This window comes from Roseococcus sp. YIM B11640 (assembly GCF_049727625.1).
Taxonomy (GTDB): domain Bacteria; phylum Pseudomonadota; class Alphaproteobacteria; order Acetobacterales; family Acetobacteraceae; genus Roseococcus.
On sequence record NZ_JBBJOZ010000009.1, the window covers coordinates 15,185 to 39,255 of the forward strand.

Genomic DNA, 24,071 nt, shown 5'->3' on the forward strand with positions numbered 1-24,071 from the left:
GCCACCACACCAGGGAGAATGAACCAATGAGCAGGATCGAACGCCGCGCCCTCCTGGGCGCCACCGCCGCGCTAGGGGCCATGCCGCTCGGCCGCGCGCGAGCCCAGGCCAATACCATCCGCATCGGCGTGATGAACGACCAGTCCGGCCCCTACCGCGATATCGGTGGACCGAACGGCGTTATCATGGCGCAAATCGCCGCCCAGGAATTCGGCAACGGCCGCGGCTTCAACGTCGAGGTCGTGAGCGCGGATCACCAGAACCGCCCGGATGTCGGGGCCAACATCGCCCGCCAATGGTTCGACCAAGGCGTGGACATGATCCTCGACGTCCCGACCTCCTCCGTGGGCCTCGCCGTCAACACGGTCGCCCGCGAGAAGAACAAGGCCTACATCAACGTGGGCGCCGCGACCGCCGACCTCACCGGTCCGCAGTGCAGCCCCAACACGGCACACTGGGTCTACGACACCTACATGCTCGCCAAGTCCACGGGCGGCGCCATGGTGCGCGCGGGCGGCGACAGCTGGTTCTTCATCACGGCCGACTATGCCTTCGGCCATGCGCTGGAGCGCGACACCTCCAACTTCGTCCGTGCCAATGGCGGCCGGGTGGTCGGCAGCGTGCGCTATCCCTTCCCGGCGACGAGCGACTTCTCCTCCTTCCTGGTGCAGGCGCAGGCCAGCCGCGCGAAGGTCATCGGCCTCGCCAATGCGGGCGCCGACACCATCAACAGCATCAAGCAGGCCGCCGAATTCGGGTTGACGCGCCGCGGCACCAAGCTCGCCGCGCTGCTGATGTTCATCGCGGATGTCCATGCGCTCGGCCTCGAAAGCGCGCAGGGCCTGGTGATGACGGAGAGCTTCTACTGGGATCTCGACGACCGGACCCGCGCCTTCAGCCGCCGCGTGCAGCCGCGCCTCAACAACCGCGCCATGCCGAACATGGTCACGGCCGGCAACTACTCGGCCACCCTGCACTACCTGAAGGCCGTGGCCGACATGGGCATCGCGGCGGCCAAGGCCTCGGGCGCCGAGACGATCAGCCGCATGAAGCGCATCCCGGTTGAGGACGAGGCCTTCGGCCGCGGCACGCTGCGTGAGGACGGCCGGATGATGATCCCCTCCTACCTCTTCGAGGTGAAGTCGCCCGCCGAATCCCGCGGTCCCTGGGACTATCTGAAGCTGCTGCAGACCACGCCGGCCGATCAGGCCTGGCGTCCGCTCAACGAGGGCAACTGCCCCCTGATCCGCAGCTGATCTCACCGGGCGGAAGCGGCCGCCAAGAGCCGCGCCGCCTCCCTTCACCATCTGCCGAGGAGTCCTGATGCGTTCGCCCCGCCGAGAACTGCTTGCCGCCGCCAGCGGCCTGGCGGTGCTGCCTTTCGGGCCGGCGTGGGCGCAGGCGCGCGCGCCGCTGCGGCTGGGCGTGCTGACGGATCTCTCGGGCCCCTACCGCGATCCCACAGGGCCCGGCAGTGTCGCCTGCGTGCAGCAGGCGCTGTCAGACTTCGCGGGCGGCCTCGGCCTTTCGGTCGAGATGGTTCAGGCGGACCATCAGAACCGGCCTGACCTCGGCGCGAACATCGCGCGGCAATGGTTCGACCAGGGCGTGGACGTCATCATCGACGTGCCCACAAGCTCGGTGGCGCTCGCCGTCAGCACGGTCGCGCGGCAAAAGAACAAGGTGCTGCTCAACAGCGGCGCCGCGACGGTGGAACTGACTGGCACCGCCTGTTCTCCCAACACGGTCCATTGGACCTACGACACCTGGATGATGGCCAAGGGCACCGGCGCCGCAGTCACGCGCAACGGCGGCGACAGCTGGTTCTTCATCACCGCCGACTATGCCTTCGGCCACGCGCTGCAGCGGGACGTGACTCAGTTCGTGGAAGCAGAGGGCGGCCGAGCGGCCGGCTCGATCCGCTATCCCTTCCCCGCGACGACCGACTTCTCCTCCTTCCTGCTGGCCGCGCGGGCCTCCCGCGCCAAGGTCCTGGGCTTCGCCAATGCCGGCGCGGACACCGCCAATTGCGTAATCCAGGCGCGCGAATTCGGATTGCATCGGGAAATGCGGCTCGTCGGCCTCCTGATGAGCCTGCACGAGGTGCACAGCCTCGGGCTCTCCGTCGCGCGCGACCTGATGCTCACGGAAGCCTTCTATTGGGACATGGACGCGCGCAGCCGCGCCTTCTCCCAGCGGGTCCAGCCCCGCATGCCGGGCCAGGCCATGCCGGGCGCCGTGCAAGCGGGCTGCTACAGCGCGGTCGCGCACTACCTCAAGGCCGCCGCATCGCTCGGCGCCGCCGCCGCGAAGGCGGATGGCGCCGCCACCGTGGCGCGCATGAAGGCGATGCCGACCGAGGACGATGCCTTTGGCTCAGGAGCCATCCGCGCCGACGGCCGCAAGCTGCACCCCTCCTACCTGTTCCAGGTGAAGTCCCCCGAGGAATCCCGCGGGGCCTGGGACTACTACCGGACCATCACCACCAACCCGGCCGACCAAGCTTTCCGGCCGTTGCACGAGGGCGGTTGCCCGCTCGTCAGAGGATCAATGCCGCATGGATGAGATTTTCGGGATTCCCGCACCCTTGCTCTTCGGCCAATTGCTGCTCGGCCTGATCAACGGTGCCTTCTACGCGCTTCTGTCGCTGGGTCTGGCCGTCATCTTCGGCATGCTCAACGTCATCAACTTCGCCCATGGTGCGCAGTTCATGATGGGGGCCTTCGCCGCCTGGATGCTGCTGAACTACCTCGGCATCGGCTATTGGGGAGCGCTGATCCTGGCGCCGCTGCTGGTGGGTGCCTTCGGCATCCTACTCGAACGAACCATGATCGCGCGATTGTACAAGCTCGATCACCTGTACGGACTGCTGCTCACCTTCGGCCTCGGCCTCATCATCGAAGGCGTGTTCCGCAACCAGTATGGCAGCTCCGGCCTGCCCTATCGCATCCCGAACGAGCTGCAGGGCGCCTGGGATCTCGGCTTCATGTTCATGCCCATCTATCGCGGCTGGGTGGTGATCGTGGCGCTCGTCATGTGCCTGGCGACATGGCTCGTCATCGAGAAGACGAAGATCGGCAGCTATCTCCGTGCTTCCACCGAGAACGCGGCACTGGTCCAGGCCTTCGGCATCAACGTGCCGCGGCTCATGACGCTCACCTACGGCGCGGGCGTTGCCTTGGCGGCCTTCGCGGGCGTGCTGGCGGCGCCGATCTATTCGGTGAACCCGCAGATGGGCGCCAACCTCATCATCATCGTCTTCGCGGTCGTCGTCATCGGCGGCATGGGATCCATCCTGGGATCCGTCATCACGGGCTTCGCGCTCGGCATCATCGAGGGTCTGACCAAGGTGTTCTATCCGGAAGCCTCTTCCACCGTGATCTTCGTGGTCATGGCCATCGTGCTGCTGGCGCGCCCCGCCGGCCTGTTCGGGAGGGCCTGAGCCATGGCGGCCACCGGTAGCTTCAGCGGCACCGACTTCCGGCAGGAGCAGCGGACGCTGCTTTTCGGCTTCACGCAAGCGCAGCTCATCGCCTTCGCGGTCATGTTGGCCGCGCTGTTGATCGCGCCTTTCTTCCTCTACCCCGTCTTCCTGATGAAGCTGCTTTGCTTCGCGCTCTTCGCCTGCGCGTTCAACCTGCTCATCGGCTATGTCGGCCTGCTGAGCTTCGGGCATGCGGCGTATTTCGGCATGGGCGGCTATCTCGCCGGCCACTCGGCCAAGGTCTGGGGCCTGCCGCCGGAGCTCTCGATCCTGATCGGGGGCGCGGTGGGCGCGGCGCTCGGCCTTGTCATCGGCTGGATCGCGATCCGCCGGCAGGGCATCTACTTCGCCATGATCACGCTGGCCTTCGCGCAGATGGTCTACTTCTTCTGCGTGCAGGCGCCCTTCACCGGCGGCGAGGACGGCATCCAATCCATCCCGCGCGGAACCTTCCTCGGCTTCCTCGACCTCAGCCGGGACATCAACATGTACTGGGTGACGGCAGGCGTCTTCCTGCTGGGCTTCCTGCTGATCCACCGCATCGTCCATTCGCCCTTCGGCATGGTGATGAAGTCGATCCGCGAGAACGAGCCCCGCGCCACCTCGCTCGGCTACCGGACAGACGACTACAAGCTGATGGCCTTCGTGCTCTCCGCCGGACTCTCGGGGATCGCGGGCGGGCTGAAGTCCATCGTTTTCGGCATCGCAACCCTGACCGACGTCTTCTGGACCATGTCGGGCGAGGTGGTGCTGATGTCGCTGGTCGGTGGACTCGGCACCATCTTCGGGCCGGTGGTCGGCGCCGGTGTCATCATCACCATGCAGAACTACCTGGCCGAGTTCGGCGCCTGGGTGACGGTGATCCAGGGCGTGATCTTCGTCATCTGCGTGCTGGCCTTCCGCCGCGGCCTGGTCGGCGAAATCGGCAACTGGCTGCGCGTGCGGCTGTAACGAAGGCGGCGGGGGCGCGAGCCCCCGCCCCTCAGCCGTCCTGTTCGAGGCGAAGGGCGGTTTTCAACACCTTGCCGTAGCTGTTCTTCGGCAGCGCCTCGACCATCCGGTAATGCTTGGGCCGCTTGAACCGAGCGATGTGCTCCAGGCAGAGCGCATCCAGCATCGCGGCACTCGGCGCGGCGCCCGGACGCGGCACGACGACGGCCACAACCTCCTCGCCCCAATCGGCATGCGGCCGGCCGATCACCGATACCTCCGCCACATCCGGATGGCGCAGCAGGACCTCCTCCACCTCGCGCGGGTAAATGTTGGTGCCGCCGCTGATGATGACGTCCTTCGAGCGGTCCTTCAGCGTCAGGAAGCCGTCCCCGTCCATCGCGCCCATGTCTCCGGTCCAGAGCCATCCGTCGCGCAACGCGTCCTCCGTGGCCGCTGCGTTGCGCCAGTAGCCGGTCATGACGCTGTCGCCCCGCACGATCACCTCGCCGGTCTCCCCGGCAGGAAGCGGCGTGCCGTCAGGGGCCACGACCCGCAGCCCCACGGCGCCCTGCGCGAAGCCCACGGAAGCGAGGCGATCGAGGTAGCGCGGGTGCTCGATATCGGCATGGCACCAGCGCGGCAGGACGGAGATGGTCATGGGGCTCTCGCCCTGGCCGTAGATCTGCACGAGGCGCTGGCCCAGCACCTCCAGCGCCTGCTGGCAATCGGCGAGGTACATGGGCCCGCCGCCATAGATGATGGTCTTCAGCCCGCGGAGGTCGGCGTCGCCGATGCCCGGCCAGCGCACCAGCCGGCCGACCATCGTGGGCGCGGCGAACATCGTGACACCGCGGTGATGGCCGAGGAGGCTCGCCACCTCGTCCGGTTCGAAGCCGCCGCTCTCGGGCAGGATGTGGGCGGCCATGGCCGCCACGTGCGGCAACGCGTAGAGGCCCGAGCCGTGCGACATGGGCGCCGCGTGCAGTACCGTGTCGCCCGGCGCGATGGCGTCCACATCCGCGAAGTAGCCGAGCACCATGGCCATGAGGTTGCGATGGGTCAACGTGGCGCCCTTCGGCCGGCCCGTGGTGCCACTCGTGTAGAATAGCCAGGCCGGATCATCGGCGGCGGCGGGATGCATGGCTGCCGGCTCGCCCCGCGAGACGCCGCGCAGGCCGGCACTCTCAGCGTCCAGAACTTCGGGCGGCGCGGCCATGGAAGCCACGGCTTCCTGGGCCACATCGGCATGATCGGCGGTGACCAGCAGCAGCTTGGCGCCGGAATTCTCCAGGATGAAGGCGACCTCCTTCGCGTGGAGCTTGGCATTCACCGGCACGGCGATGAGGCCGGCATGCCAGCAGGCGAAGAGGCAGGGGAGGTAATCCGGCCCATTGGTCATGAGCAGCGCGACACGGTCGCCGGGCACGAGGCCCATGCGACCGCGCATGCCACCCGCCAGCGCCGCCGCCCGGACAGCGGTTTCCACATGCGTCGCGACGGGGCGCTCACCGAGGAAGATCGCCGTATCCCCGCCCCTCACGCGCGCCGCGCGCCATAGCAGCCCCGCCAGGTTCATTCACAACCTCCCGCGCTTGCACGCCTTCGGACGCGCGCCTAGTTTCATGACCTTGTAAAACCGATCCACGCATGTGAACAGCGGCGGGTAAAGGAGGGCGTCTGATGCCGGGGCTGTATTACGAGGATTTCGTCGTCGGGAAGCTCATCGAGCATGAGCTGTCCAGGACGGTGACCGAGGCTGACAACATGACCTTCAGCCTCATGACCATGAACCCCCAGCCCCTGCATATCGACGCGCATTTCGCCGCCGGCACCGAGTGGGGCAAGCCGCTGTTCAACAGCCTTGCCACGCTCGCGATCATGATCGGCATGAGCGTCTCCGACACCACGCTGGGCACCACCATCGGCAATCTCGGCATGACCGAGGTCCGTTTTCCCAAGCCGGTCTTCCACGGCGATACGCTGCGCGCACGCACGCGCATCGTCTCCAAGCGCGAGAGCAAGTCGCGCCCCGATGCCGGGCTGGTGGAGTTCGAGCACGAGGCGGTGAACCAGGACGGCGTCGTGGTGGCGACCTGCAAGCGCACCGGCCTCATGCGGAAGCGGGCCGCCTGATGCGTTCCTTCCTCTTCGTGCCGGGCGACAGCGCCCGCAAGTTCGAGAAGGCCTCGCAGGGCGACGCCGACGCGCTGATCATCGACCTTGAGGATTCCGTCGCGGCCGACCGCAAGGAGGAAGCGCGCCGCCTGACGGCGGAGATGCTGGCCGCGCCACGCGGGAAGCAACTGCGCTACGTGCGAGTGAACGCGCTGGATACGGGCCTGACCCTGGCGGACCTCGCCGCCGTCATGCCCGCACGGCCGGATGGGATCGTGCTGCCGAAATGCGCCGATGCCGGACAGGTCCGCCACGTCTCGCTCTGGCTCGACGCCTTCGAGGCCTCGGCCAGGACCGAGGCGGGGCACACGCGCATCATCGCCATCGCGACGGAGACGGCCGGCTCGCTTTTCGGCATCGGAACCTATGCCGAGGCTGGGCCGCGCCTCTGGGGCATGATGTGGGGCGCGGAGGATCTCTCCGCCTCGCTCGGCGCCTCGGAGAGCCGGCAGGGCGGCGTCTGGCACGCGCCCTTCCAGATGGCACGCAACCTCTGCCTGACGGGGGCCGCCGCCGCGGGCGTCGTCGCGATCGATACGATCTACGTGGATATCGAGGACCTGGCGGGACTGGAGACCGAGACGCGCGAGGCCAAGCGGGACGGCTTCGGCGCCAAGGCCGTGATCCATCCCAAGCATGTGCCAGTGGTGAACACGGCCTTCACGCCCAATGCCGAGGAGCTCGACTGGGCCCGGCGCGTGGTGGCGGCCTTTGCCGATGCCTCGGGGGCAGGTGCAGTGAGAATGGACGGCAAGATGGTGGACAAGCCGCATTTGCGGCTCGCGGAGCGCCTTCTCGCGAGTGCTGGCTAGGCCGGCAGCGCGCGCTCCAGGCCGCGGCGGATGCGCGCCGCGACCTCGGGCACGCGGTCCTGCATGCGGTTGATGGGGCCGGCGACCACCAGGGCCAGCTGCCGTCCGCCCCAGGGCACGGGCAGCGACACGCCGCAGAGATCCTGGCTGAACTCGGCCAGGTTCTGGAACCATCCTCGCTCCATCGAGCGCCGGATCTCCGCCTCCACCTCGGCGACGCTGGTGAGCGTCGCCGGGCCGAATCGCTCGAAGCTCACCTTGCGCAGCACCGACGCGCGCTCGGCAGCGCTGTATTGCGCGAGGATCGCGCGCCCGCAGGACGTGATGTGGATGGGCATCCGCAAGCCCACCTGCGCGAAGTAGCGGATGGGGCGCTGCGTCTCGCAGACCTCGATGAAGACAGCCGACGTCCCGGCGGCGGCCGCGATGGCGGCGGTCTCTCCCGTCTCGTCCACCAACTCGCGCAGCAGCGCTGTCAGCGCCTCCGGCAGCGGCTCGGCCTCGGCGATACTGCGGGCGAGCGAGAGAAGGCGCGGGCTGGGGTAATGCCCCTCCCGCGCGCGCGGCTCGTAGAGATATCCAGCCTCAGCCAGCGTACCGAGCAGGTTGAAGGTGCTGGAGCGCGGCCAGCCCAGATCCTGCGCGATCTCCGACAGCGTCGCGGGCCGCCGGCGGCGAGCGAAGTATTCCAGGAGCTCCAGGACATTCGCCGCCTGCCGGACGATCATCGCGCGTTCCTCAATAGGATTTCGGCAGGCCCAGCACCCTCTCGGCGATGTAGCTGCAGATCATGTTGGGGCTGACGGGCGCGATCCAGGGGATCATGGCTTCGCGCAGGTAGCGCTCGACATGATACTCCTTGGCATAGCCGAAGCCGCCATGCGTCATGATCGCGTTCTGGCAGGCCTTCAGCCCCGCCTCGGCCGAGAGGTACTTCGCCGCATTGGCCTGCGCGCCGCATTCCAGCCCTTGGTCATAGCGCCAGCCGGCGTTGAGCGTCATGAGCCAGGCGGCCTCCAGCGCCATCCAGTCCTGCGCCAGCGGGTGCTGCACCGACTGGTTCTTGCCGATGGGCCGGCCGAAGACCACCCGGTCCTTCGCATAGGCCGCCGCCTTGTTCAGCGCGGCGCGGCCCAGGCCGATCGCCTCGGAGGCCAGCAGCACGCGCTCGGGATTCAGGCCGTGCAGGATGTAGCGGAAACCCTTGCCTTCCTCGCCGATGCGATCCTCCTCGGGCACCTCGTAGCCCTCGAAGAAGATCTCGTTGGAATCGACGGACTTGCGGCCCATCTTCTCGATCTCGCGCACGCTGGCCTTGCTGCGGTCGAGCGTCGTGTAGAAGAGCGAGAGGCCGTCGGCCGGGTTCTTCGTCTCCTCAATCGGCGTCGTGCGGGCCAGAAGCAGAATGCGGTCCGCCACCTGCGCCGTGCTGATCCAGACCTTCTGACCATCGACGATATAGCGGTCGCCCTTCTTCACCGCGCGCGTCTTGAGCCGTGTGGTGTCGAGGCCCGTCGTGGGCTCGGTCACGCCGAAGCACGCCTTTTCCTTGCCCGCGGCCAGCGGCGGCAGGAACCGGCGCTTCTGCTCCTCATTGCCGAAGACCACGACGGGGTTGAGGCCAAAGATGTTGATATGCACCGCCGTCGAGCCGGACATGCCGCCGCCGGAGCCCGAGATGGCCTCCATCATGACCGCCGCCTCGGTGATGCCGAGGCCCGATCCGCCATAGGCCTCCGGGATGCAAATGCCGAGGAAGCCGGCCTCGGCGATCGCGGCGTGGAAGTCGTGCGGGAACTCGCCCTCGCGGTCGCGCTCCAGCCAGTAGGAATCGTCGAAACGCGCGCAGATGCCGCGGACGGCCTCGCCGATCGCCTCCTGCTCGGGGGTCAGTGCAAAATCCATCTCTACTCTCCGGCTCCGGGCAGGCGCGTGACGCCAAGTGCGGCGAGCTGCCCGATCTCTTCTTCGGAATATCCCGCCTCGCGCAGCACGTCGTGCCCATCGGCGCCGAGGCGCGGCGCGGGGCGGCGCTCCTCCGGCCGGCTGGCGGACCAGCGCGGACCGATGGCGGGGCGGCGCAGCTTTCCTTCGGTCGGGTGCATTTCCTCCTCGAAGAAGCCGGTCGCGACGAGGTGCGGATCCTTCAGCAGGTCGGCGATCTCGTTCACGGGCATCGCGGGGATGTCGTTCTTCACGAAGAACTCCATCCATTCCGAAGTGGTGCGCCCGGCCAGGATGCCCGAGACCATGTCGAGGATCTCGTCGATGTGCGCGATACGCGCGCCGTGATTGGCGAAGCGCGCATCGGTCGCGACGAGGTCCGGCATGCCGAGACCGGCGCAGAAGCTGCGCCATTGCTTGTCCGTGTAGACCATCGCGCAGATCCACCCGTCCTTCGTCCGATACGGTCGCCGGCCAGGCGAGAGCATGCGCGCATAGCCGCCCGCATCGAGCGCATCCTCGAAGCTGAGGCCGCCGAGGTGGTCGCCCAGTACGAAGGGCAGCATGGTCTCGAACATGGGAACATCGACGCGTTGCCCCTGTCCGGTTCGCTCCCGATGCAGAAGCGCGGCCGAGATGGCGCCGGAAGCCGCGAGCCCCACGACGCGATCGACCAACCCCAGCGGCGCGTAGCCCGGCGTCCCGTTATTGATGCGCGCATTCAGCGCGGCGACGCCGGTCGCGCCCTGCATGAGGTCGTCATAGGCGGGCAAAGCAGCGTAGGGCCCCTCCTGCCCGAAGCCGTAGACGCCCGCATAGACGATGCGCGGATTGACCTTCGCCACCGCCTCGTAGCCCAGGCCCAGCCGCTCCATGGAATGCGGGCGCAGGCTGTAGACCAGTACGTCCGCCCCGGCCGCAAGGCGCAGCGCCGCGGCGAGGCCCTCGGGCTTCTTCAGGTCCAGGACCAGGCTGCGCTTGCCGCGATTGGTGTTGAGGAAGATGGGCCCCATGCCAGGATTCTTCACCGGCCCGATATGGCGCACGATGTCGCCTTCCGGCGGCTCGACCTTCACGACCTCGGCGCCCATGTCGGCCAGGGTCTGCGTCGCATACGGGCCCATCAGCGTGACGGTGAGATCCAGGACGCGAATGCCTGCGAGCGGACCAGCCATCGGGCGTTCTCTCCAGCCCCGGCGCGATGCCCAGGCGATGCTTGTTCATATGGGTGGACAGAAAATGCACATGTGAGAAAATGCTGTCAATCAATGCGCCCCGAGGGTGGAGGAAGTCCAAGAATGCGATTCAACCGGCGTCATCTTCTCGGATTGGCGGGCGCCATGGCGGCCGGCAGCGCATCCGCTCAGCCCGCATGGCCGCGCCAGGCGGTGCGGATCATCGTGCCCGCCGCGGGCGGCGGCTCTTCGGATCCATTGGCGCGCTACGGCGCGCAGGAATTCCAGCGCCGCTTCGGCCAGCCCTTCGTGATCGAGAACCGCCCCGGCGCCTCCGGCAATGTCGGCATGACAGCGGCGGCGCGCGCCCCGGCCGATGGCCACACGCTGCTCTTCGGCTGGGCCGGGCCATTGGCCACCAACCTGGCGCTCTATCCCAACCTCACCTTCAATACCCAGCGCGACTTCGACCCGATCGTGCGCTTCGGCGCCGTGCCGAATACGCTGGTCGTGGGCAAGAACTCGCCCATCACGAGCATGCGGCAGTTCGTGGAGCAGGCGCGTGCGAATCCCGGCACCATCAGCTTCGGCTCCACCGGCAATGGCAGCTCCATGCATCTCGCGGGCGCGATGCTGGCCGCCGCGACCGGCACGCAGCTGACGCATGTTCCCTACAGCTCCCCGGCCGCGGCCACGACCGATGTGATCGCGGGGCGTGTCGACGCCATGTTCCTCGGCGCGCCTGGCACCGTGCCGCTCGCGCGCGGCGGCGAAATCCGCGTTCTGGCCGTGCTGGCCGAAACACGCTCCGCCGTGCTGCCTGATGTGCCGACGACCGCCGAGCTCGGCTATCCGAATGTGGTGATGGGGACGTGGTTCGGCTGGCTCGCGCCGAAGGGTACGCCGCGCCCGATCATCATGGCGCTCAACGGAGCGGTGAACGATTTGCTGGCCGGGGCCGGCCGCGAGTGGCTCATGCAACAGGGCCTGGAGATCGCGAATGGCGCGGCGGGCGGCACACCGGAGGAGATGGACCGTTTCCTCGGCCAGGAGATCGAGCGCCATGCGAACCTCGTTCACACGGCGAATATCCGCGTGGATTGAGGAAGCGCGGCGGGCTCGCTCGCCGCGACTCTTTCAGTAGGCCGCTTCGATCATCACCGAGCTCAGCAGCGTGTAGGCGGCGAGCCAGGCCGCCTCCACCTCCGGCGTGAACTCCGGCCCCAGCCCCTGAGATAGCGTCCAGATCAGCGCCGCGCCTACCGAGCGGTATTGGGCGCGCGTCACGCCATAGGCCAGGTGCCGCTTCGCCATGTCCTGCGCCACTGGCACGACTTTCTCCGGCGTCCGGAGGGACGCGACGACCATCGCCAGCGCCGCCATCAGCTTCTGCCCCTGAAGCAGCATGTCGCTCTTTGCAAAGAGCGGCGCCGTGGTCGGGTCGGTCGCGAAGAGCCGGCCGTAGAACAGCTCCGCTGCCTTCTCCTTAATGGGGACGACCTTCTTGAAGCTCTCCTGAACGAGAGTGACCTGATCGGGCGTCATGCGGGACATCTCCGGAGGGGACGGGATTGCCAATGAGTCAAGGTACAGGCCCTGCGAGCCGCCGCGCAACAAGCTAGAGCGGGATCTCCCCCGGTTCCTTCAGCGTCGCGAGCACAAAGCTGGACCGGGTTTCCTTCACCCCCGGCATGCGCAGCAGGGCACGCGTCGCGAAATCGCCGAAGCTTTCCATGTCCGGTGCCAGGATGTGGAGCACGTAGTCCATCTCGCCGCTCATGGCATAGGCCGCGAGGACCTCCGGCCGGGCGGCCAGCGCCTTGTGGAATCGCTCGGCCACCTCCTCCGCATGGCTTTCCAGCGAGACCTGCACGAAGGCCTGCAGGGGCAGCCCCACCCGCGCGGGCGCGATCTGCGCCGCATAGCCGCGAATGGCCCCCGCTTCCTCGAGCCGCCTCACCCGCCGCTGGCACGGGGTGGGGGAGAGGCCCACCGCCTCTGCCAGCGCCACGATGGAGATGCGGCCATCGCGTTGGAGTGCCCGGAGGATCCGTCGGTCCGTGCCGTCTAATTCGATTTGAGAGGATTTCGCCACCTGGCGGCCTTCTATGAGGTATTTTCACTCATTTAGGCCATCCCGATATCGCAATCCAGCAGCAACTGCCCCGGGCATTGCCGCTACAGCTTCCTCTCCGCGAGAGGAACGAACCCATGGACATCCCCCCTGACCGCACCGACATCGCCGGCCGCATTTGCGAGGCCAATCCCATGGGTACGGACGGCTTCGAATTCGTCGAGTTCACCGGCCCCGACACGGATCACCTCCGCGGCGTTTTCACCCGCCTCGGCTTCGTCGCCGTCGCGCGCCATCGCAGCAAGGACGTGACGCTCTGGCGGCAGGGCGATGTGAACTTCATCCTCAACGCAGAGCCCGAGAGCTTCGCCCAGGCCTTCGGCCGCGTGCACGGCCCGTCCGCCTGCGCCATGGCGTTCCGCGTGGCCGACGCCGCCTACGCCTTCGAGCGCGCCATCCGCCTCGGCGCCCGCCCTTTCCATGGCCGGGTCGGCCCGATGGAGCTGAACATTCCCGCGATCGAGGGGATCGGCGGCAGCCTTATTTATTTCGTGGATCGCTTCGGCCCGCGCGGCTCCATCTACGACGTGGATTTCCGCTGGCTGGGTGAGGCCGATCCGCGCCCCGCCACCCACGGCCTCACGGTCATCGACCACCTCACGCATAATGTGCATCGCGGCCGCATGGATGCCTGGTCCGGCTTCTATGAGCGCCTCTTCAACTTCCGCGAGATTCGCTACTTCGACATCGAGGGCAAGCTGACCGGGCTGAAGTCCAAGGCCCTCACCTCCCCCTGCGGCCAAATCCGCATCCCGATCAATGAGAGCAGCGACGACAAGTCGCAGATCGAGGAGTTCCTGCGCGTCTACAATGGCGAGGGCATCCAGCACATCGCGCTCGGCACGCAGGACATCTTCGCGACTGTCGAGGGCATGCGCTCGGGCGGCGTGAACTTCCTCCACACGCCCGACACCTATTACGAGCTGCTTCCCCAGCGCCTTCCCGATACGGGCGAGGACCTCGCGCGCATGCAGGCCAACCGCATCCTCATGGACGGCTCTCCGTCCGGCGGACGGCTGCTGCAGATCTTCACCGACACGATGATCGGGCCGATCTTCTTCGAGAAGATCCAGCGCAAGGGTGACCAGGGCTTCGGCGAGGGCAATTTCCGCGCGCTGTTCGAGAGCATTGAGCTCGACCAGGTGCGGCGCGGCGTTCTGAAGGCCGCGGAATAGGCTGCCTGCCCAAGCCAGGGGCAGGCGAGAGCGGCCGTCCCGGGCACAGCATGCAACTCCCCTCTTCCCGGGGGTGGCGCCGTCGTTACAGTCGCCGCCCATGACCTGGTCCATCCTGGCGCGCGATCCGAGAAGCGGGGAGCTCGGCGTCGCCATCGCGACGCGCTTCTTCGCCGTGGGCGCGATCTGCCCGCGAGTCGAAGGCGGGGTGGGCGCGCTGTCCACGCAAGCCCTGGTCAACGCCATGCTGGGAATCCGGGGCATGGAGCGGCTGCGCGCGGCCGAGGCCGCCCAGGTCGTTCTGGATGCGCTGATCGCCGCCGATGCCGGGCGCGCCTCCCGCCAATTCCATATCCTGGGCGCGGATGGCGCCGTGGCACAGCACACGGGTTCCGGCTGCGTCCCCTGGTGCGGCGCCGTGCGGGCGGAAGGCGTTTCCGTGGCCGGCAACATGCTGGCCGGTCCGCGCGTGGTCCAGGACACGCTGCATGCCTTCCTCGGCGCCCCGGAACTGCCCCTCGCGCTGCGTCTGATCCATGCCATGGAAGCGGGTGAAGCCGCGGGTGGCGATGCGCGCGGGAAGCAGGCCGCTGCCCTGATGATCGCCTCGCGCGATCCCTATACGGATCTCGACCTCCGCGTGGACGACCATCCCGACCCATTGGCCGAACTCCGCCGCCTGCATGCCGTGGCACAGGAGCGGTATGTCGGCTTCCGCCGCCACCTCGCCGGCGCCGACCATCCGGGCATCTTCGACCGCGAGGTGCTGAACGCCATCATCGCCGCCGAGGCGCGCCGATGAACGCGCTGGAGGTCGACGGCCTCGGCATCGCCTTCCGCACCGATCGCGGCACGCTGCAGGCGGTGGACCGCATTTCCTTCTCCGTCGCGCCGGGCGGCACCCTGGCCATCGTGGGCGAGAGCGGTTGCGGCAAGTCGGCCACCGCGCTCGCCATCATGGGGCTGCTGGCGGAGAATGCCGCGGTCAGCGGCACGATCCGCCTCGCGGGCGCCCCCCTGACGCCCCAGGCCCAGCGCAAGGCGCGCGGCGGCGACCTGGCCATGATCTTCCAGGAGCCGATGACCAGCCTGAACCCGGCCTTCACCGCCGGCGAGCAGGTGGCCGAGGCGCTGCGCCTGCACGAAGGCCTCAACCCGCGCGACGCCATGTCCCGCGCCATCGCCATGCTGGAACGCGTCCGCATCCCCGACGCGGCACGGCGCGCGAAGCAGTATCCGCACCAGCTTTCCGGCGGCATGCGGCAGCGCGTGATGATCGCCATCGCGCTGGCCTGCAAACCGAAGCTGCTGATCGCGGATGAGCCCACCACCGCGCTCGACGTCACCGTGCAGGCACAGATCCTCGCCCTGCTGGACGAATTGCGGCGCGAGACCGGCACGGCCACCGTGCTCATCACCCACGACCTCGGCGTGGTGCAGGACCATGCGGATGAGGTGGTGGTGATGTATGCCGGCCGCATCGCGGAGCGCGCGCCGGCAGCGCGGCTCTTCGCCCGCCCGCAGCACCCCTACACCATTGGCCTGCTGGGCGCCGCGCCGCGCCTCGACTCCCGTCGGGCGCGGCTGGCCTCCATCGAGGGCACCGTGCCTGACCTGCGCTCGCCACCGCCCGGCTGCCGCTTCGCCCCGCGCTGCCCCTTCGCCATCGCCGAATGCGCCACCACGCCGGAGCTGCGCGAGATAGAGGCCGGGCATTTCGCCGCCTGCCATCGCGCGCCGCTGGAAAAGGCGCTCGCGGCATGAGCTCGCCGATGCTCGAGCTCATGGGGCTCGTGAAGCACTATCCCTTTCGCGACAGCCTGGGCCGCAAGCGCGGCGCCGTGCATGCGGTGGACGGCGTCTCGCTGACCGTGCCCCGCGGCGGCGTTCTCGCCATCGTGGGCGAGAGCGGCTGCGGCAAATCCACGCTCGGGCGCCTGGCGCTGCGCCTGATCGAGCCGGATTCCGGCGCCATCCGCTTCGACGGCGAGGACCTGCTCGCGCTCAGGCCCGCAGCCCTCCGCGCCCGGCGGCGCGAGATGCAGCTCATCTTCCAGGACCCCTTCGCGAGCCTCGATCCGCGCATGACGGTGGAAGCCGCCATCGCCGAGCCGCTCATCCTCCATCGCCTGCACCAGGGCCGCGAGCAGGCCCGCGTGGCCGAGCTGCTGGAGCGTGTCGGCCTGCGTCCCGAGCTCGCTCGCCGCTGGCCGCATGAATTCTCCGGCGGCCAGCGCCAGCGCATCGCCATCGCGCGCGCACTCGCCAGCGAGCCCCGCCTCATCATCGGCGACGAGCCGGTAAGCGCGCTCGACGTCTCCGTCCAGGCCCAGGTGGTGAACCTACTCTCGGGCCTGATACGCGACCTGGGGCTGACCTTCATCCTCATCAGCCACGACCTCGGCGTGGTGCGGCAGATCGCGGACCGCGTCGCCGTCATGTATCTCGGCCGCATCGTGGAGGAGGCTTCCGCCGAGGAGCTCTTCCACGCTCCGCGGCACCCCTATACGCGCGCGCTGCTGGCGGCCGTACCCGGCCAGGGCGGCGGCGTGAAGCTGCTGGAGGGCGACATCCCCTCCCCCATCGCGCCGCCGGCCGGCTGCCGCTTCCACACGCGCTGCCCCTACGCGCAGCCCATCTGCGGGCAGGCCGAGCCGCCGCCCGTGAACATCGGCGGCCATGTCGCGGCCTGTCACTTCCAGGACAGCATTCCGCCCGCGACGCCCATCCGCGAGGCGGCGCCCGATGCGCGCCTGGCCCATCTCCAAAGCTTTTTCACGCCCCAAGGGGAGACCCTCGCATGATCCGACGAATGCTGCTCGCCGCCTGCGCCACGCTCGGCATCGCCGCGGCCGCCCAGGCGCAGAACCTTCGGATCGGCTTGCGCGAGGACCCCGACATCATGGACCCGACGATGGCCCGCACCTTTGTCGGCCGCATCGTCTTCGCCAGCCTCTGCGACAAGCTCTTCGACATCAACGAACGGCTGGAGATCGTCCCCCAGCTCGCCACCGGCTACAGCTGGGAAGACCCGCGCACCCTGCTCATCACCCTGCGCCCGGGCGTGAAGTTTCATGATGGCGAGCCGATGGATGCCGAGGCCGTGCGCTACAGCCTCGACCGCCACCTCAACATGCAGGGCAGCTTCCGCCGCGGCGAGATCAACACCATCGAGGCGATCGAGGTGGTGGATCCGCTGAAGATCCGCATCCGCCTGCGCGCGCCTTCGGCGCCCTTTCTCTCCCAGCTCACCGACCGCGCCGGCATGATCGTGAGCCCCAAGGCCGCCGAGGCCGCCGGGCGCAACTTCGGTACCCGCCCCGTCTGCGCCGGGCCCTTCCGCTTCGTCGAGCGCGTCGCGCAGGACCGCATCGTGGTGGAGCGCTTCCCGGAATACTGGAACGCCTCGGCCATCCACCTCAATCGCGTCACCTACCAGATCATCACCGACAGCACCGTGCGCCTCGCCAACCTGCAATCGGGCGCGCTGGAGATGGTGCAGTCCATCGACCCGGACGACGTTCCGGCCGTCCGCCGCAACAACCGTCTGCGCATCTCGATCAGCGACGAGCTCGGCTACCAGTCCATTTCCTTCAACCTGGGCAATGGCGCGCGCGCGCAGACGCCGCTCGGGCAGAATGCCCGCATCCGCGAGGCCTTCGAGCTTTCCATCGACCGCGCCGCGTTGAACCAGGTCGTCTATGAGGGAATGTACACCCCGGCTTCCCAGCCCGTGCCGCCGGCCAACCCCTTCCACGTCGCCTCCTTCCAGCCCGAGCCGCGCAATGTCGAGCGCGCCCGCGCCCTGCTGCGCGAGGCCGGCGTCACCACGCCGCTGCGCGTGGAACTGACGGTCACCAACAGCCCCGACATCCGCCAGGCGGCCGAGGTCATCCAGGCCATGGTGCGCGAGACCGGCTTCGACCTGCGCATCAACACCATGGAGTTCGCCAGCAGCCTGCAGGCCGCCCAGCGCGGCGACTTCGAGATGTACCTCCTGGGCTGGTCCGGCCGCGCCGACCCGGACGGCAATTCCTGGAGCTTCATCCATTCCCGCGGCCCGCAGAACGACGGCCGGTATTCGAACCCCGAGGTGGACCGCCTGCTCGATGCCGCCCGGCTGGAGCAGGATCCGGCCCAGCGCCGCGAGCTCTATGCCCAGACCTGGCAGATCGCAATGCGGCAGGATCGCCATCGCATCTACCTCTGGCACCGCAAGAACATCGTCGTGCACACCGCGCGGTTGCAGGGCTACGTGAACGTTCCCGACGGGATCCTGCGCCTGCAGGGCGTGCGGCTGCAGTGATCGCGGGCCAGGGCTGACACGCAGATGTGGGGCTTCCTTCTCCGCCGGCTGGGCCAGGTCGTCCCCACGCTGATCATCGTTTCCGTCATTGTCTTCGCGCTCCAGCAGCTGATGCCGGGCGACCCCGCACTCATCCTCGCCGGCGAGGAGCGGGGCGATCCCCAGGTGCTGGCCCAGATCCGGGCGGAGCTCATGCTCGACCGGCCCATTGCGGAACAATACCTGCATTGGCTCTGGCGCGTGCTGCATGGGGATTTCGGCTTCTCGTGGCGCATCCGCCTGCCGGTATCCGAACTCCTGCTGGAGAAGCTGCCCGTCACCGCCCAGCTCGCGACCATGAGCTTTGTCATCGGCGTGCTGATCGGCGTGCCCTGCGGCGTGCTGAGCGCCGTCTGGCGCGACCGGCCGGCCGACTGGCTCATCAACGGCATCGCCCTTTTCGGTATCTCCACGCCCAATTTCTGGCTGGGCATCATGATGATTATGCTCTTCTCGGTGCAGCTCGGCTGGCTGCCGCCCAGTGGCTACGTGCCGCTCTGGGAAGACCCGCTCATGAGCCTGGAGACGACCATCATGCCCGCCTTCGTGCTGGGCACGGGCGTCGCCTCCGTGCTGATGCGCCACACCCGCGCGGCCATGCTGGGCGCCCTCAGCCAGGACTATGTCCGCACCGCCCGCGCCAAGGGGCTCAGCGAGCGGATCGTCGTCGGCAAGCATGCGCTCCGCAACGCGCTGATCCCGGTCGTCACGCTCGGCACCATCGAGTTCGGCCGCCTCCTGGCCGGTGCGGTCCTGACCGAGCAGATCTTCAGCATCCCGGGCTTCGGCAAGCTGGTGGTGGATGCCGTCTTCAACCGGGACTACCCCGTGGTGCAGGGCGTGGTGCTGGCCACAGCGCTGATCTTCGTCCTGCTGAGCCTGATCGCGGACCTGCTCTACATGGCCGTGAACCCGAGGCTTCGCACGGCATGAGCACCGCCGCCGCCCCCCTCCGGCTCGAACGCGGCGAGAGCCCCGCCCGCCGCGCCTTCCGGCGCTTCGCTCAGCACAAGCTGGCCATGTTCGGCCTCGTCATCGTGATCGTCTTCGTACTGGCTGCGCTGCTCGCGCCCTGGATCGCGCCCTTCGATCCGCTGGAGACGAGCTGGACCCGCCTGCGCAAGCCGCCCTCCATGACCCACCTCTTCGGCACGGACGAGAATGGGCGCGATGTCCTCAGCCGCGTCCTCTTCGGCGCGCGGGCGAGCCTGATGGCGGGCGTCATCGCTGTCGGCGGCGCCATCCTCATCGGCGTGCCCATCGGGTTGCTGGCGGGGCTCGGCGGCAGGTGGGTGGACATCGTCATCAGCCGCGTCGCGGATGCGATGCTGTCCATCCCCTTCCTGATCCTGGCCATCGCCATGGCGGCCTTCCTCGGCCCGGCGCTGGAGAATGCGATGATCGCCATCGCCGTCTCCGCCTCGCCCATTTTCGTGCGCCTCACGCGCGGCATGGCGCTGGAAGCGCGCAGCACCGACTGGGTCGAGGCCGCGCGCGCCCTGGGCAACCCGCTCTGGCGCACGGCGCTCGTACATGTGCTGCCGAACATCATCCCGCCCCTGCTGGTGCAGGCGACGCTCGCCATCGCCGAGGCCATCATCGCCGAGGCCTCGCTGAGCTTCCTCGGCCTCGGCCAGCAGCCGCCGAACCCGTCCTGGGGCAGCATGCTGAACTCCGCGCAGCGCTTCATCGAGGGCGCGCCCTGGCTCGCCGTCTTCCCGGGCCTGGCGATTTTCCTTGTGGTACTGGCCTTCAACCTCGTCGGCGACGGGCTGCGCGACGCGCTCGACCCGCGAAGCCACCGGCGCTAGGCTTCGCTGACGCCAGAACCACGGCCGCCTTTCAGAGGACCGAGCCGATGAACGACGCCATGCCCTGCTGCCATACGGCGGCGCCTAAAGCCGTCGCGGCCGCGCATCCGCTCGATCCGCTGACGCCGGCCGAATTCCAGGCCGCCTTCGCGATCATCCGCGCCGATCCCGAATTCGCCGATGGCGTGCTGTTCGAGACGGTGGAGCTCTTCGACCCCGACAAGGCCGCGCTGGCCGCCTGGCCGGAAGCGCCGGTGCCGCGCCTTGTGCGCGCCAACCTCTTCCGCGCGAATGCCGCGGGCGTGTGGCGCCTGGTGCTCTCGCTCGACGATGGGCGCGTCTTGTCGCGGGAGCACCTGCCCGACGCGCGCCCGATGATCCAGCTCGAGCAGTTCCTGATGATCGAGCGCACCGTCCGCGACGATCCGCGCTTCGTCGAGGCCTGCCGCAAGCGCGGCATCGAGGATGTCGAGAAGGTCTGCGTCGACCCCTGGTCCGCCGGCAGCTTCGGCGTGCCCGGCGAGGAAGGCCTCCACCTCGCCCACACCTTCTGCTGGCTCCGCCTGCGCGAGAACGAGAATTTCTACGCCCATCCCATCGAGGGCCTGAACGCCGTCGTGGACATCCTGGCCGGCACGGTCATTCGCGTGGACGACCATGGCGGCCCGCCCATCCCGATGGCGGAAGCCAACTACGACAGCCAGTTCCTCGAAAACGCGCGCGATCCGTGGAAGCCGCTCGACGTGGTGCAGCCCCAGGGCGCGAGCTTCACGCTGGAAGGCCGCCGCCTCGACTGGGATCGCTGGTCCGTCCGGATCGGCTTCAACGCGCGGGAATCCCTGACCCTGCACGACATCCGCTACGACGGCCGGCCCATCCTCCATCGTGCTTCGCTGGTCGAGATGGTGGTGCCCTATGGCAGCCCGGAGCGCGGGCATTTCCGCAAGAACGTCTTCGACGTGGGGGAATACGGGCTCGGCAAGCTCGCCAATTCCCTGAAGCTCGGCTGCGATTGCCTGGGCACCATCCAGTATCTGGACGCGCATCTCGGCACCATGACCGGCGAGGTCATGACCATCGAGAACGCGATCTGCATCCATGAGGAGGATCACGGCCTCCTCTGGAAGCATTGGGACTTCCGCACCGAGCGGACGGAAGTGCGGCGCGCGCGGCGGCTCGTCATCTCCACCATATGCACCGTCGGCAACTACGAATACGCGCTCTACTGGTACCTGCACACGGACGGCATGATCCAGTTCGAGGTGAAGGCGACCGGTATCATCAACACCGTGGCCTGCGAGCCCGGAAACCCCGGCAAGTTCGCGCGCGAGGTGATGCCCGGCGTCGCAGGCCAGATCCACCAGCACATCTTCTGCGCGCGGCTGGAGATGGCGGTGGACGGCACCGGCAACTCCATCGTCGAAAGCAACACCCGCGCCGTGGAGGAAGGGCCGGAGAACCCCTACGGCAACGCCTTCTTCGAGGAGGAGACCGTCCTCCGCACCGAGCTGGAGGCCTGCCGGCGGATCGAGCCCGCGACCATGCGGACATGGAAGGTGATCAATCCGAACCGGCTCAACCATGTGGGCCGGCCGACGGGCTACAAGCTCGAGCCCACCCATGCGGTGACGCCCTTCCTGTTGCCCGACTCGCCCTCCGGCCGGCGCGCGGCCTTCACGCGCAACCACCTCTGGGTCACGCCCTTCCATCCGGAGGAGCGCTACCCGGCCGGCGAGTACATGAACCACTCGGACGGGCGCGGGGACATCTCGGAGATCGTGCGGCAGGACCGGCCCGTGGAGAACACCTCCCTCGTGCTCTGGCACACCTTCGGCCTGCACCACACCGTCCGGCCCGAGGATTTTCCCGTGCAGCCCTGCATTACCACCGGCTTCAAGCTGATGCCGAGCGGCTTCTTCGACCGTAATCCGGGGATCGACCTCGCGCCGTCCGTCAACGGCGCGAGCTGCCACGCGGGCGGCTGAGCGGCGCGGGGCCCCTTCCTCGAGAATCCCACTACTGGGATTTGCCGGAGTATTCGCAGCCGTGGCATTCGCGGCTTGTTCGGCTACCTTCGGTATCGTTACGTGGGCGTGCCGGCTCTCCCCGGCTAGCGCAGGGCGCTTATCCACTCCACGGGGTCAGCTTCCTCACGGGAACGACACCTGGTCTTCGGCCAGCCGAAGCCCATCGCCGTTTGGCGCCAGAGAAAAGGAAACTGCTGGAATGGCTCGCTTATCGCGATGCCGGGTGGGAACCGGCGAATGGTCGGAGTGGCGGGATTCGAACCCACGACCCCCAGTCCCCCAGACTGCTAGGGCTGAAAATCCAACCAAGCAAAACAGCCGATTTCCACGTGGTTGCTGGCCGCGGAGAAACGGCGGGCTACCATCGGGCTACCAGATTATTTTTCCAGCCATCGCGCTGCTGCATCGCTGCAGGTAGTCAGCGCCACCGCCGTAGCCTCGGCTTGGCGCAGGGCCCCCGCGTCGCTGCGATCTACATCCGACAGCTGCTCTTCGGCGTCCACTGCCCCGGCGACCAGCGCTTCGTGGAGATCTTGCACGCGCTCGCGGATCGGCTCGAACTCGCCGCCCAGCTCATTCTCCCAGCCGGTGATGATCAACTCGACCTCGCGCGCCATGCGGCTCGGCGCGGGGTTCCGCCCGGCCAGGGCGACAATCCGCTGCACGGCGCTGTCGAGCGGTCGGACGCGAGACTTCACGGTTGCGGCCATGGGGCACTCCTGCTCTAAATGTTCCTATTTCGTTCACAGAGCATGTAGAAGCGATGGGCGGCCGAAGCAAGGGACGGTTGATGTCGGACAATCGACCGCCAGAGGCGCGTTGAAGGGACGCCGGACAGGCCCGGGGAACATCTGTGTTCAGCAGGGAGGATGTTCCAGCGCGCAGGGTCGGAGAGCCGCATCGTCGAACCCAAGGCGGCAGAGCTCGGCGTGTCGCTCACCCTGGGAAGACCCGCGCCCAGTCGTTCTTCATCGAGATGAGCTGCCAACCGCGCCCTGGCGCCTCGTTCATCGCGCGGTCGAGCCGGCCGATATGCGAATCCCGGTCGTAAGCGTATTCGCGCTCCGCATCGTCGTGACGCACGATCATTGCGAAGCGGCGGCCTGCGCCCTCCGTCGTGTAGCGCAGCATCTGGTAGTCCCCGTCGGAATTGCCGAAGGCCGCGACGGGGCGTCGGCCGATGAAGCGCGCGATCCCCACCGGCTTGCCCGGGCCGTCGTCAATGAAGTCCACGTGAGACTCGCGCGTCAGCACGATCCGGCCGTCCTGCTCACCGGGCTTGAGCGCCATCGTTGTACCCACGACCTGTTGCGGGGGTACGCCGTAGACCCGCTCGGAGAAGGCGCGCATGAACTCGACGCCGCCGCCCGAGACGATGAAGGTGATGAAGCCGTTCGCGCGCAGATAGGCGAGGACCTCCAGCATCGGCTGGTAGACGAGTTCGTCGTAGCGCCGGTTCCATCTCGCGTCGCGCGCGCTGCCGATCCAGTTGGAGACGATCAGCTGGAAGGCCTCAGGCGTCTGCCCCGCTTGCGCGGCGCCGACCAGGCGCAGCAGGCCCTCGCTGCCGCCCGCCACCGCGCCGCGGATATCTCCCTCGATGGCGGCGCGGAAGACCGGGTCCTGCTGCCAGTCCGGGTTGCGCGGCGCCAGCGCGCGGATGCGGTCGAGCACGAAGATGAGCTGTGTATAGGCCGGCTGCTCGACCCAGAGCGTGCCGTCATTGTCGAAGGTCGCGACACGCTCCGGGGGCGGCACGAAGTCCGGCCCGCCCTCGCGCGTCACGGCCGCGACGAAATCGAGCAGCGCCTGCTTGCGGGGGCCCGGGCGCCAGGAAGGCAACGGGTCGGCGGACTGAGCCCTCGCCTGCGCGGCCATTGCCAGGCCAGTGGCCAGCGCCCCTAGGCCGCGCCGGCCGAGGTGTATTGCCGCGTTACGGGCCATGGTGCCCTCTCCTGTGAAATGGGCTGGCGGGCAAGTCGCGTGCCCGCCGGCGTATCGCCCGCCCTGAGTGCCTAACGGAACGAGGATCAACCGCCGCCGGAACCCGACGCCG

The 24,071-nt window shown here is 68.2% G+C and carries 23 protein-coding genes; 15 read left to right on the plus strand and 8 right to left on the minus strand.

Annotation, left to right across the window (positions count from 1 at the left end):
• Positions 1–26 precede the first annotated feature (26 nt).
• The 4 genes from WJM96_RS22580 (at position 27) to WJM96_RS22595 (ending at position 4,435) form a co-directional block, all read left to right on the plus strand.
• On the plus strand, positions 27–1,256 hold the full coding sequence (locus WJM96_RS22580) for an ABC transporter substrate-binding protein (protein WP_424814825.1): 1,230 nt from the start codon (positions 27–29) through the stop codon (positions 1,254–1,256).
• A 67-nt stretch (positions 1,257–1,323) separates the two neighbouring features.
• Entirely contained in the window at positions 1,324–2,565 is a 1,242-nt protein-coding gene (locus tag WJM96_RS22585) for an ABC transporter substrate-binding protein (RefSeq protein WP_424814826.1), read from the plus strand.
• On the plus strand, positions 2,558–3,442 hold the full coding sequence (locus WJM96_RS22590; protein ID WP_424814827.1) for a branched-chain amino acid ABC transporter permease: 885 nt from the start codon (positions 2,558–2,560) through the stop codon (positions 3,440–3,442). The genes WJM96_RS22585 and WJM96_RS22590 overlap by 8 nt, the downstream gene beginning before the upstream one ends.
• A 102-nt stretch (positions 3,443–3,544) precedes the next feature.
• Positions 3,545–4,435, plus strand: a complete 891-nt coding sequence (locus tag WJM96_RS22595; RefSeq protein ID WP_424814847.1) for a branched-chain amino acid ABC transporter permease — start codon at positions 3,545–3,547, stop codon at positions 4,433–4,435.
• A 31-nt stretch (positions 4,436–4,466) separates the two neighbouring features.
• On the opposite strand, the gene WJM96_RS22600 is transcribed toward WJM96_RS22595, so the two are convergent.
• Positions 4,467–5,993 (minus strand): AMP-binding protein, encoded by a 1,527-nt coding sequence (locus tag WJM96_RS22600; RefSeq protein WP_424814828.1) that lies wholly within the window; start codon positions 5,991–5,993, stop codon positions 4,467–4,469.
• Between the two features lie 104 nt (positions 5,994–6,097).
• On the opposite strand from WJM96_RS22600, the gene WJM96_RS22605 reads away from it, so the two are divergent.
• Entirely contained in the window at positions 6,098–6,550 is a 453-nt protein-coding gene (locus WJM96_RS22605) for a MaoC family dehydratase (RefSeq protein WP_424814829.1), read from the plus strand.
• Positions 6,550–7,404, plus strand: a complete 855-nt coding sequence (locus WJM96_RS22610; protein ID WP_424814830.1) for an HpcH/HpaI aldolase/citrate lyase family protein — start codon at positions 6,550–6,552, stop codon at positions 7,402–7,404. Before WJM96_RS22605 ends, WJM96_RS22610 begins: the two co-directional genes overlap by 1 nt.
• Here the strand turns inward: WJM96_RS22610 and WJM96_RS22615 are convergent.
• Genes WJM96_RS22615 through WJM96_RS22625 form a run of 3 tightly spaced genes read right to left on the minus strand, consistent with a single transcriptional unit; the run spans position 7,401 to position 10,523 of the window.
• Positions 7,401–8,132 (minus strand): IclR family transcriptional regulator, encoded by a 732-nt coding sequence (locus tag WJM96_RS22615; protein ID WP_424814831.1) that lies wholly within the window; start codon positions 8,130–8,132, stop codon positions 7,401–7,403. The genes WJM96_RS22610 and WJM96_RS22615 overlap by 4 nt on opposite strands.
• Positions 8,133–8,142: 10 nt before the next feature.
• Positions 8,143–9,309, minus strand: a complete 1,167-nt coding sequence (locus WJM96_RS22620) for an acyl-CoA dehydrogenase family protein (RefSeq protein ID WP_424814832.1) — start codon at positions 9,307–9,309, stop codon at positions 8,143–8,145.
• 2 nt (positions 9,310–9,311) lie between these two features.
• Positions 9,312–10,523, minus strand: coding sequence for a CaiB/BaiF CoA transferase family protein (locus WJM96_RS22625; protein ID WP_424814833.1), 1,212 nt, complete (start codon positions 10,521–10,523; stop codon positions 9,312–9,314).
• Positions 10,524–10,646: 123 nt separating this feature from the next.
• Between WJM96_RS22625 and WJM96_RS22630 the strand changes: the two genes are divergently transcribed.
• Entirely contained in the window at positions 10,647–11,627 is a 981-nt protein-coding gene (locus WJM96_RS22630; RefSeq protein WP_424814834.1) for a Bug family tripartite tricarboxylate transporter substrate binding protein, read from the plus strand.
• 33 nt (positions 11,628–11,660) lie between these two features.
• Here the strand turns inward: WJM96_RS22630 and WJM96_RS22635 are convergent, their stop codons facing one another.
• Both WJM96_RS22635 and WJM96_RS22640 read right to left on the minus strand, forming a co-directional pair.
• The gene (locus tag WJM96_RS22635) at positions 11,661–12,068 is read right to left on the minus strand and encodes a globin family protein (protein WP_424814835.1); all 408 of its coding nucleotides are present in this window, start codon (positions 12,066–12,068) and stop codon (positions 11,661–11,663) included.
• Between the two features lie 73 nt (positions 12,069–12,141).
• Complete coding sequence (locus WJM96_RS22640; RefSeq protein ID WP_424814836.1) at positions 12,142–12,618, minus strand: Lrp/AsnC family transcriptional regulator; 477 nt, start codon at positions 12,616–12,618, stop codon at positions 12,142–12,144.
• A 116-nt stretch (positions 12,619–12,734) separates the two neighbouring features.
• Between WJM96_RS22640 and hppD the strand changes: the two genes are divergently transcribed.
• From hppD to WJM96_RS22680, 8 genes are all read left to right on the plus strand, one after another.
• Positions 12,735–13,832, plus strand: coding sequence for a 4-hydroxyphenylpyruvate dioxygenase (gene hppD, locus WJM96_RS22645; RefSeq protein WP_424814837.1), 1,098 nt, complete (start codon positions 12,735–12,737; stop codon positions 13,830–13,832).
• A gap of 100 nt (positions 13,833–13,932) precedes the next feature.
• Positions 13,933–14,634 (plus strand): DUF1028 domain-containing protein, encoded by a 702-nt coding sequence (locus WJM96_RS22650; RefSeq protein WP_424814838.1) that lies wholly within the window; start codon positions 13,933–13,935, stop codon positions 14,632–14,634.
• The gene (locus WJM96_RS22655) at positions 14,631–15,596 is read left to right on the plus strand and encodes an ABC transporter ATP-binding protein (RefSeq protein WP_424814839.1); all 966 of its coding nucleotides are present in this window, start codon (positions 14,631–14,633) and stop codon (positions 15,594–15,596) included. Before WJM96_RS22650 ends, WJM96_RS22655 begins: the two co-directional genes overlap by 4 nt.
• Positions 15,593–16,636, plus strand: coding sequence for an ABC transporter ATP-binding protein (locus WJM96_RS22660; protein ID WP_424814840.1), 1,044 nt, complete (start codon positions 15,593–15,595; stop codon positions 16,634–16,636). The genes WJM96_RS22655 and WJM96_RS22660 overlap by 4 nt, the downstream gene beginning before the upstream one ends.
• Entirely contained in the window at positions 16,633–18,138 is a 1,506-nt protein-coding gene (locus WJM96_RS22665) for an ABC transporter substrate-binding protein (RefSeq protein WP_424814841.1), read from the plus strand. The genes WJM96_RS22660 and WJM96_RS22665 overlap by 4 nt, the downstream gene beginning before the upstream one ends.
• A 24-nt stretch (positions 18,139–18,162) precedes the next feature.
• Complete coding sequence (locus WJM96_RS22670) at positions 18,163–19,110, plus strand: ABC transporter permease (RefSeq protein ID WP_424814842.1); 948 nt, start codon at positions 18,163–18,165, stop codon at positions 19,108–19,110.
• Positions 19,107–19,988, plus strand: a complete 882-nt coding sequence (locus WJM96_RS22675) for an ABC transporter permease (protein ID WP_424814843.1) — start codon at positions 19,107–19,109, stop codon at positions 19,986–19,988. Before WJM96_RS22670 ends, WJM96_RS22675 begins: the two co-directional genes overlap by 4 nt.
• Before the next feature lie 47 nt (positions 19,989–20,035).
• On the plus strand, positions 20,036–21,973 hold the full coding sequence (locus tag WJM96_RS22680) for a primary-amine oxidase (RefSeq protein WP_424814844.1): 1,938 nt from the start codon (positions 20,036–20,038) through the stop codon (positions 21,971–21,973).
• Positions 21,974–22,392: 419 nt separating this feature from the next.
• Here WJM96_RS22680 and WJM96_RS22685 read toward each other — a convergent pair whose 3' ends face one another.
• Together WJM96_RS22685 and WJM96_RS22690 are read right to left on the minus strand one after the other, a co-directional pair.
• Positions 22,393–22,725 carry a hypothetical protein gene (locus WJM96_RS22685; protein ID WP_424814845.1) on the minus strand — a complete coding sequence of 111 codons (333 nt, stop codon included), beginning with the start codon at positions 22,723–22,725 and terminating at the stop codon, positions 22,393–22,395.
• 226 nt (positions 22,726–22,951) lie between these two features.
• Positions 22,952–23,959, minus strand: a complete 1,008-nt coding sequence (locus WJM96_RS22690) for an HAD family hydrolase (RefSeq protein WP_424814846.1) — start codon at positions 23,957–23,959, stop codon at positions 22,952–22,954.
• Between the last annotated feature and the right edge of the window lie 112 nt (positions 23,960–24,071).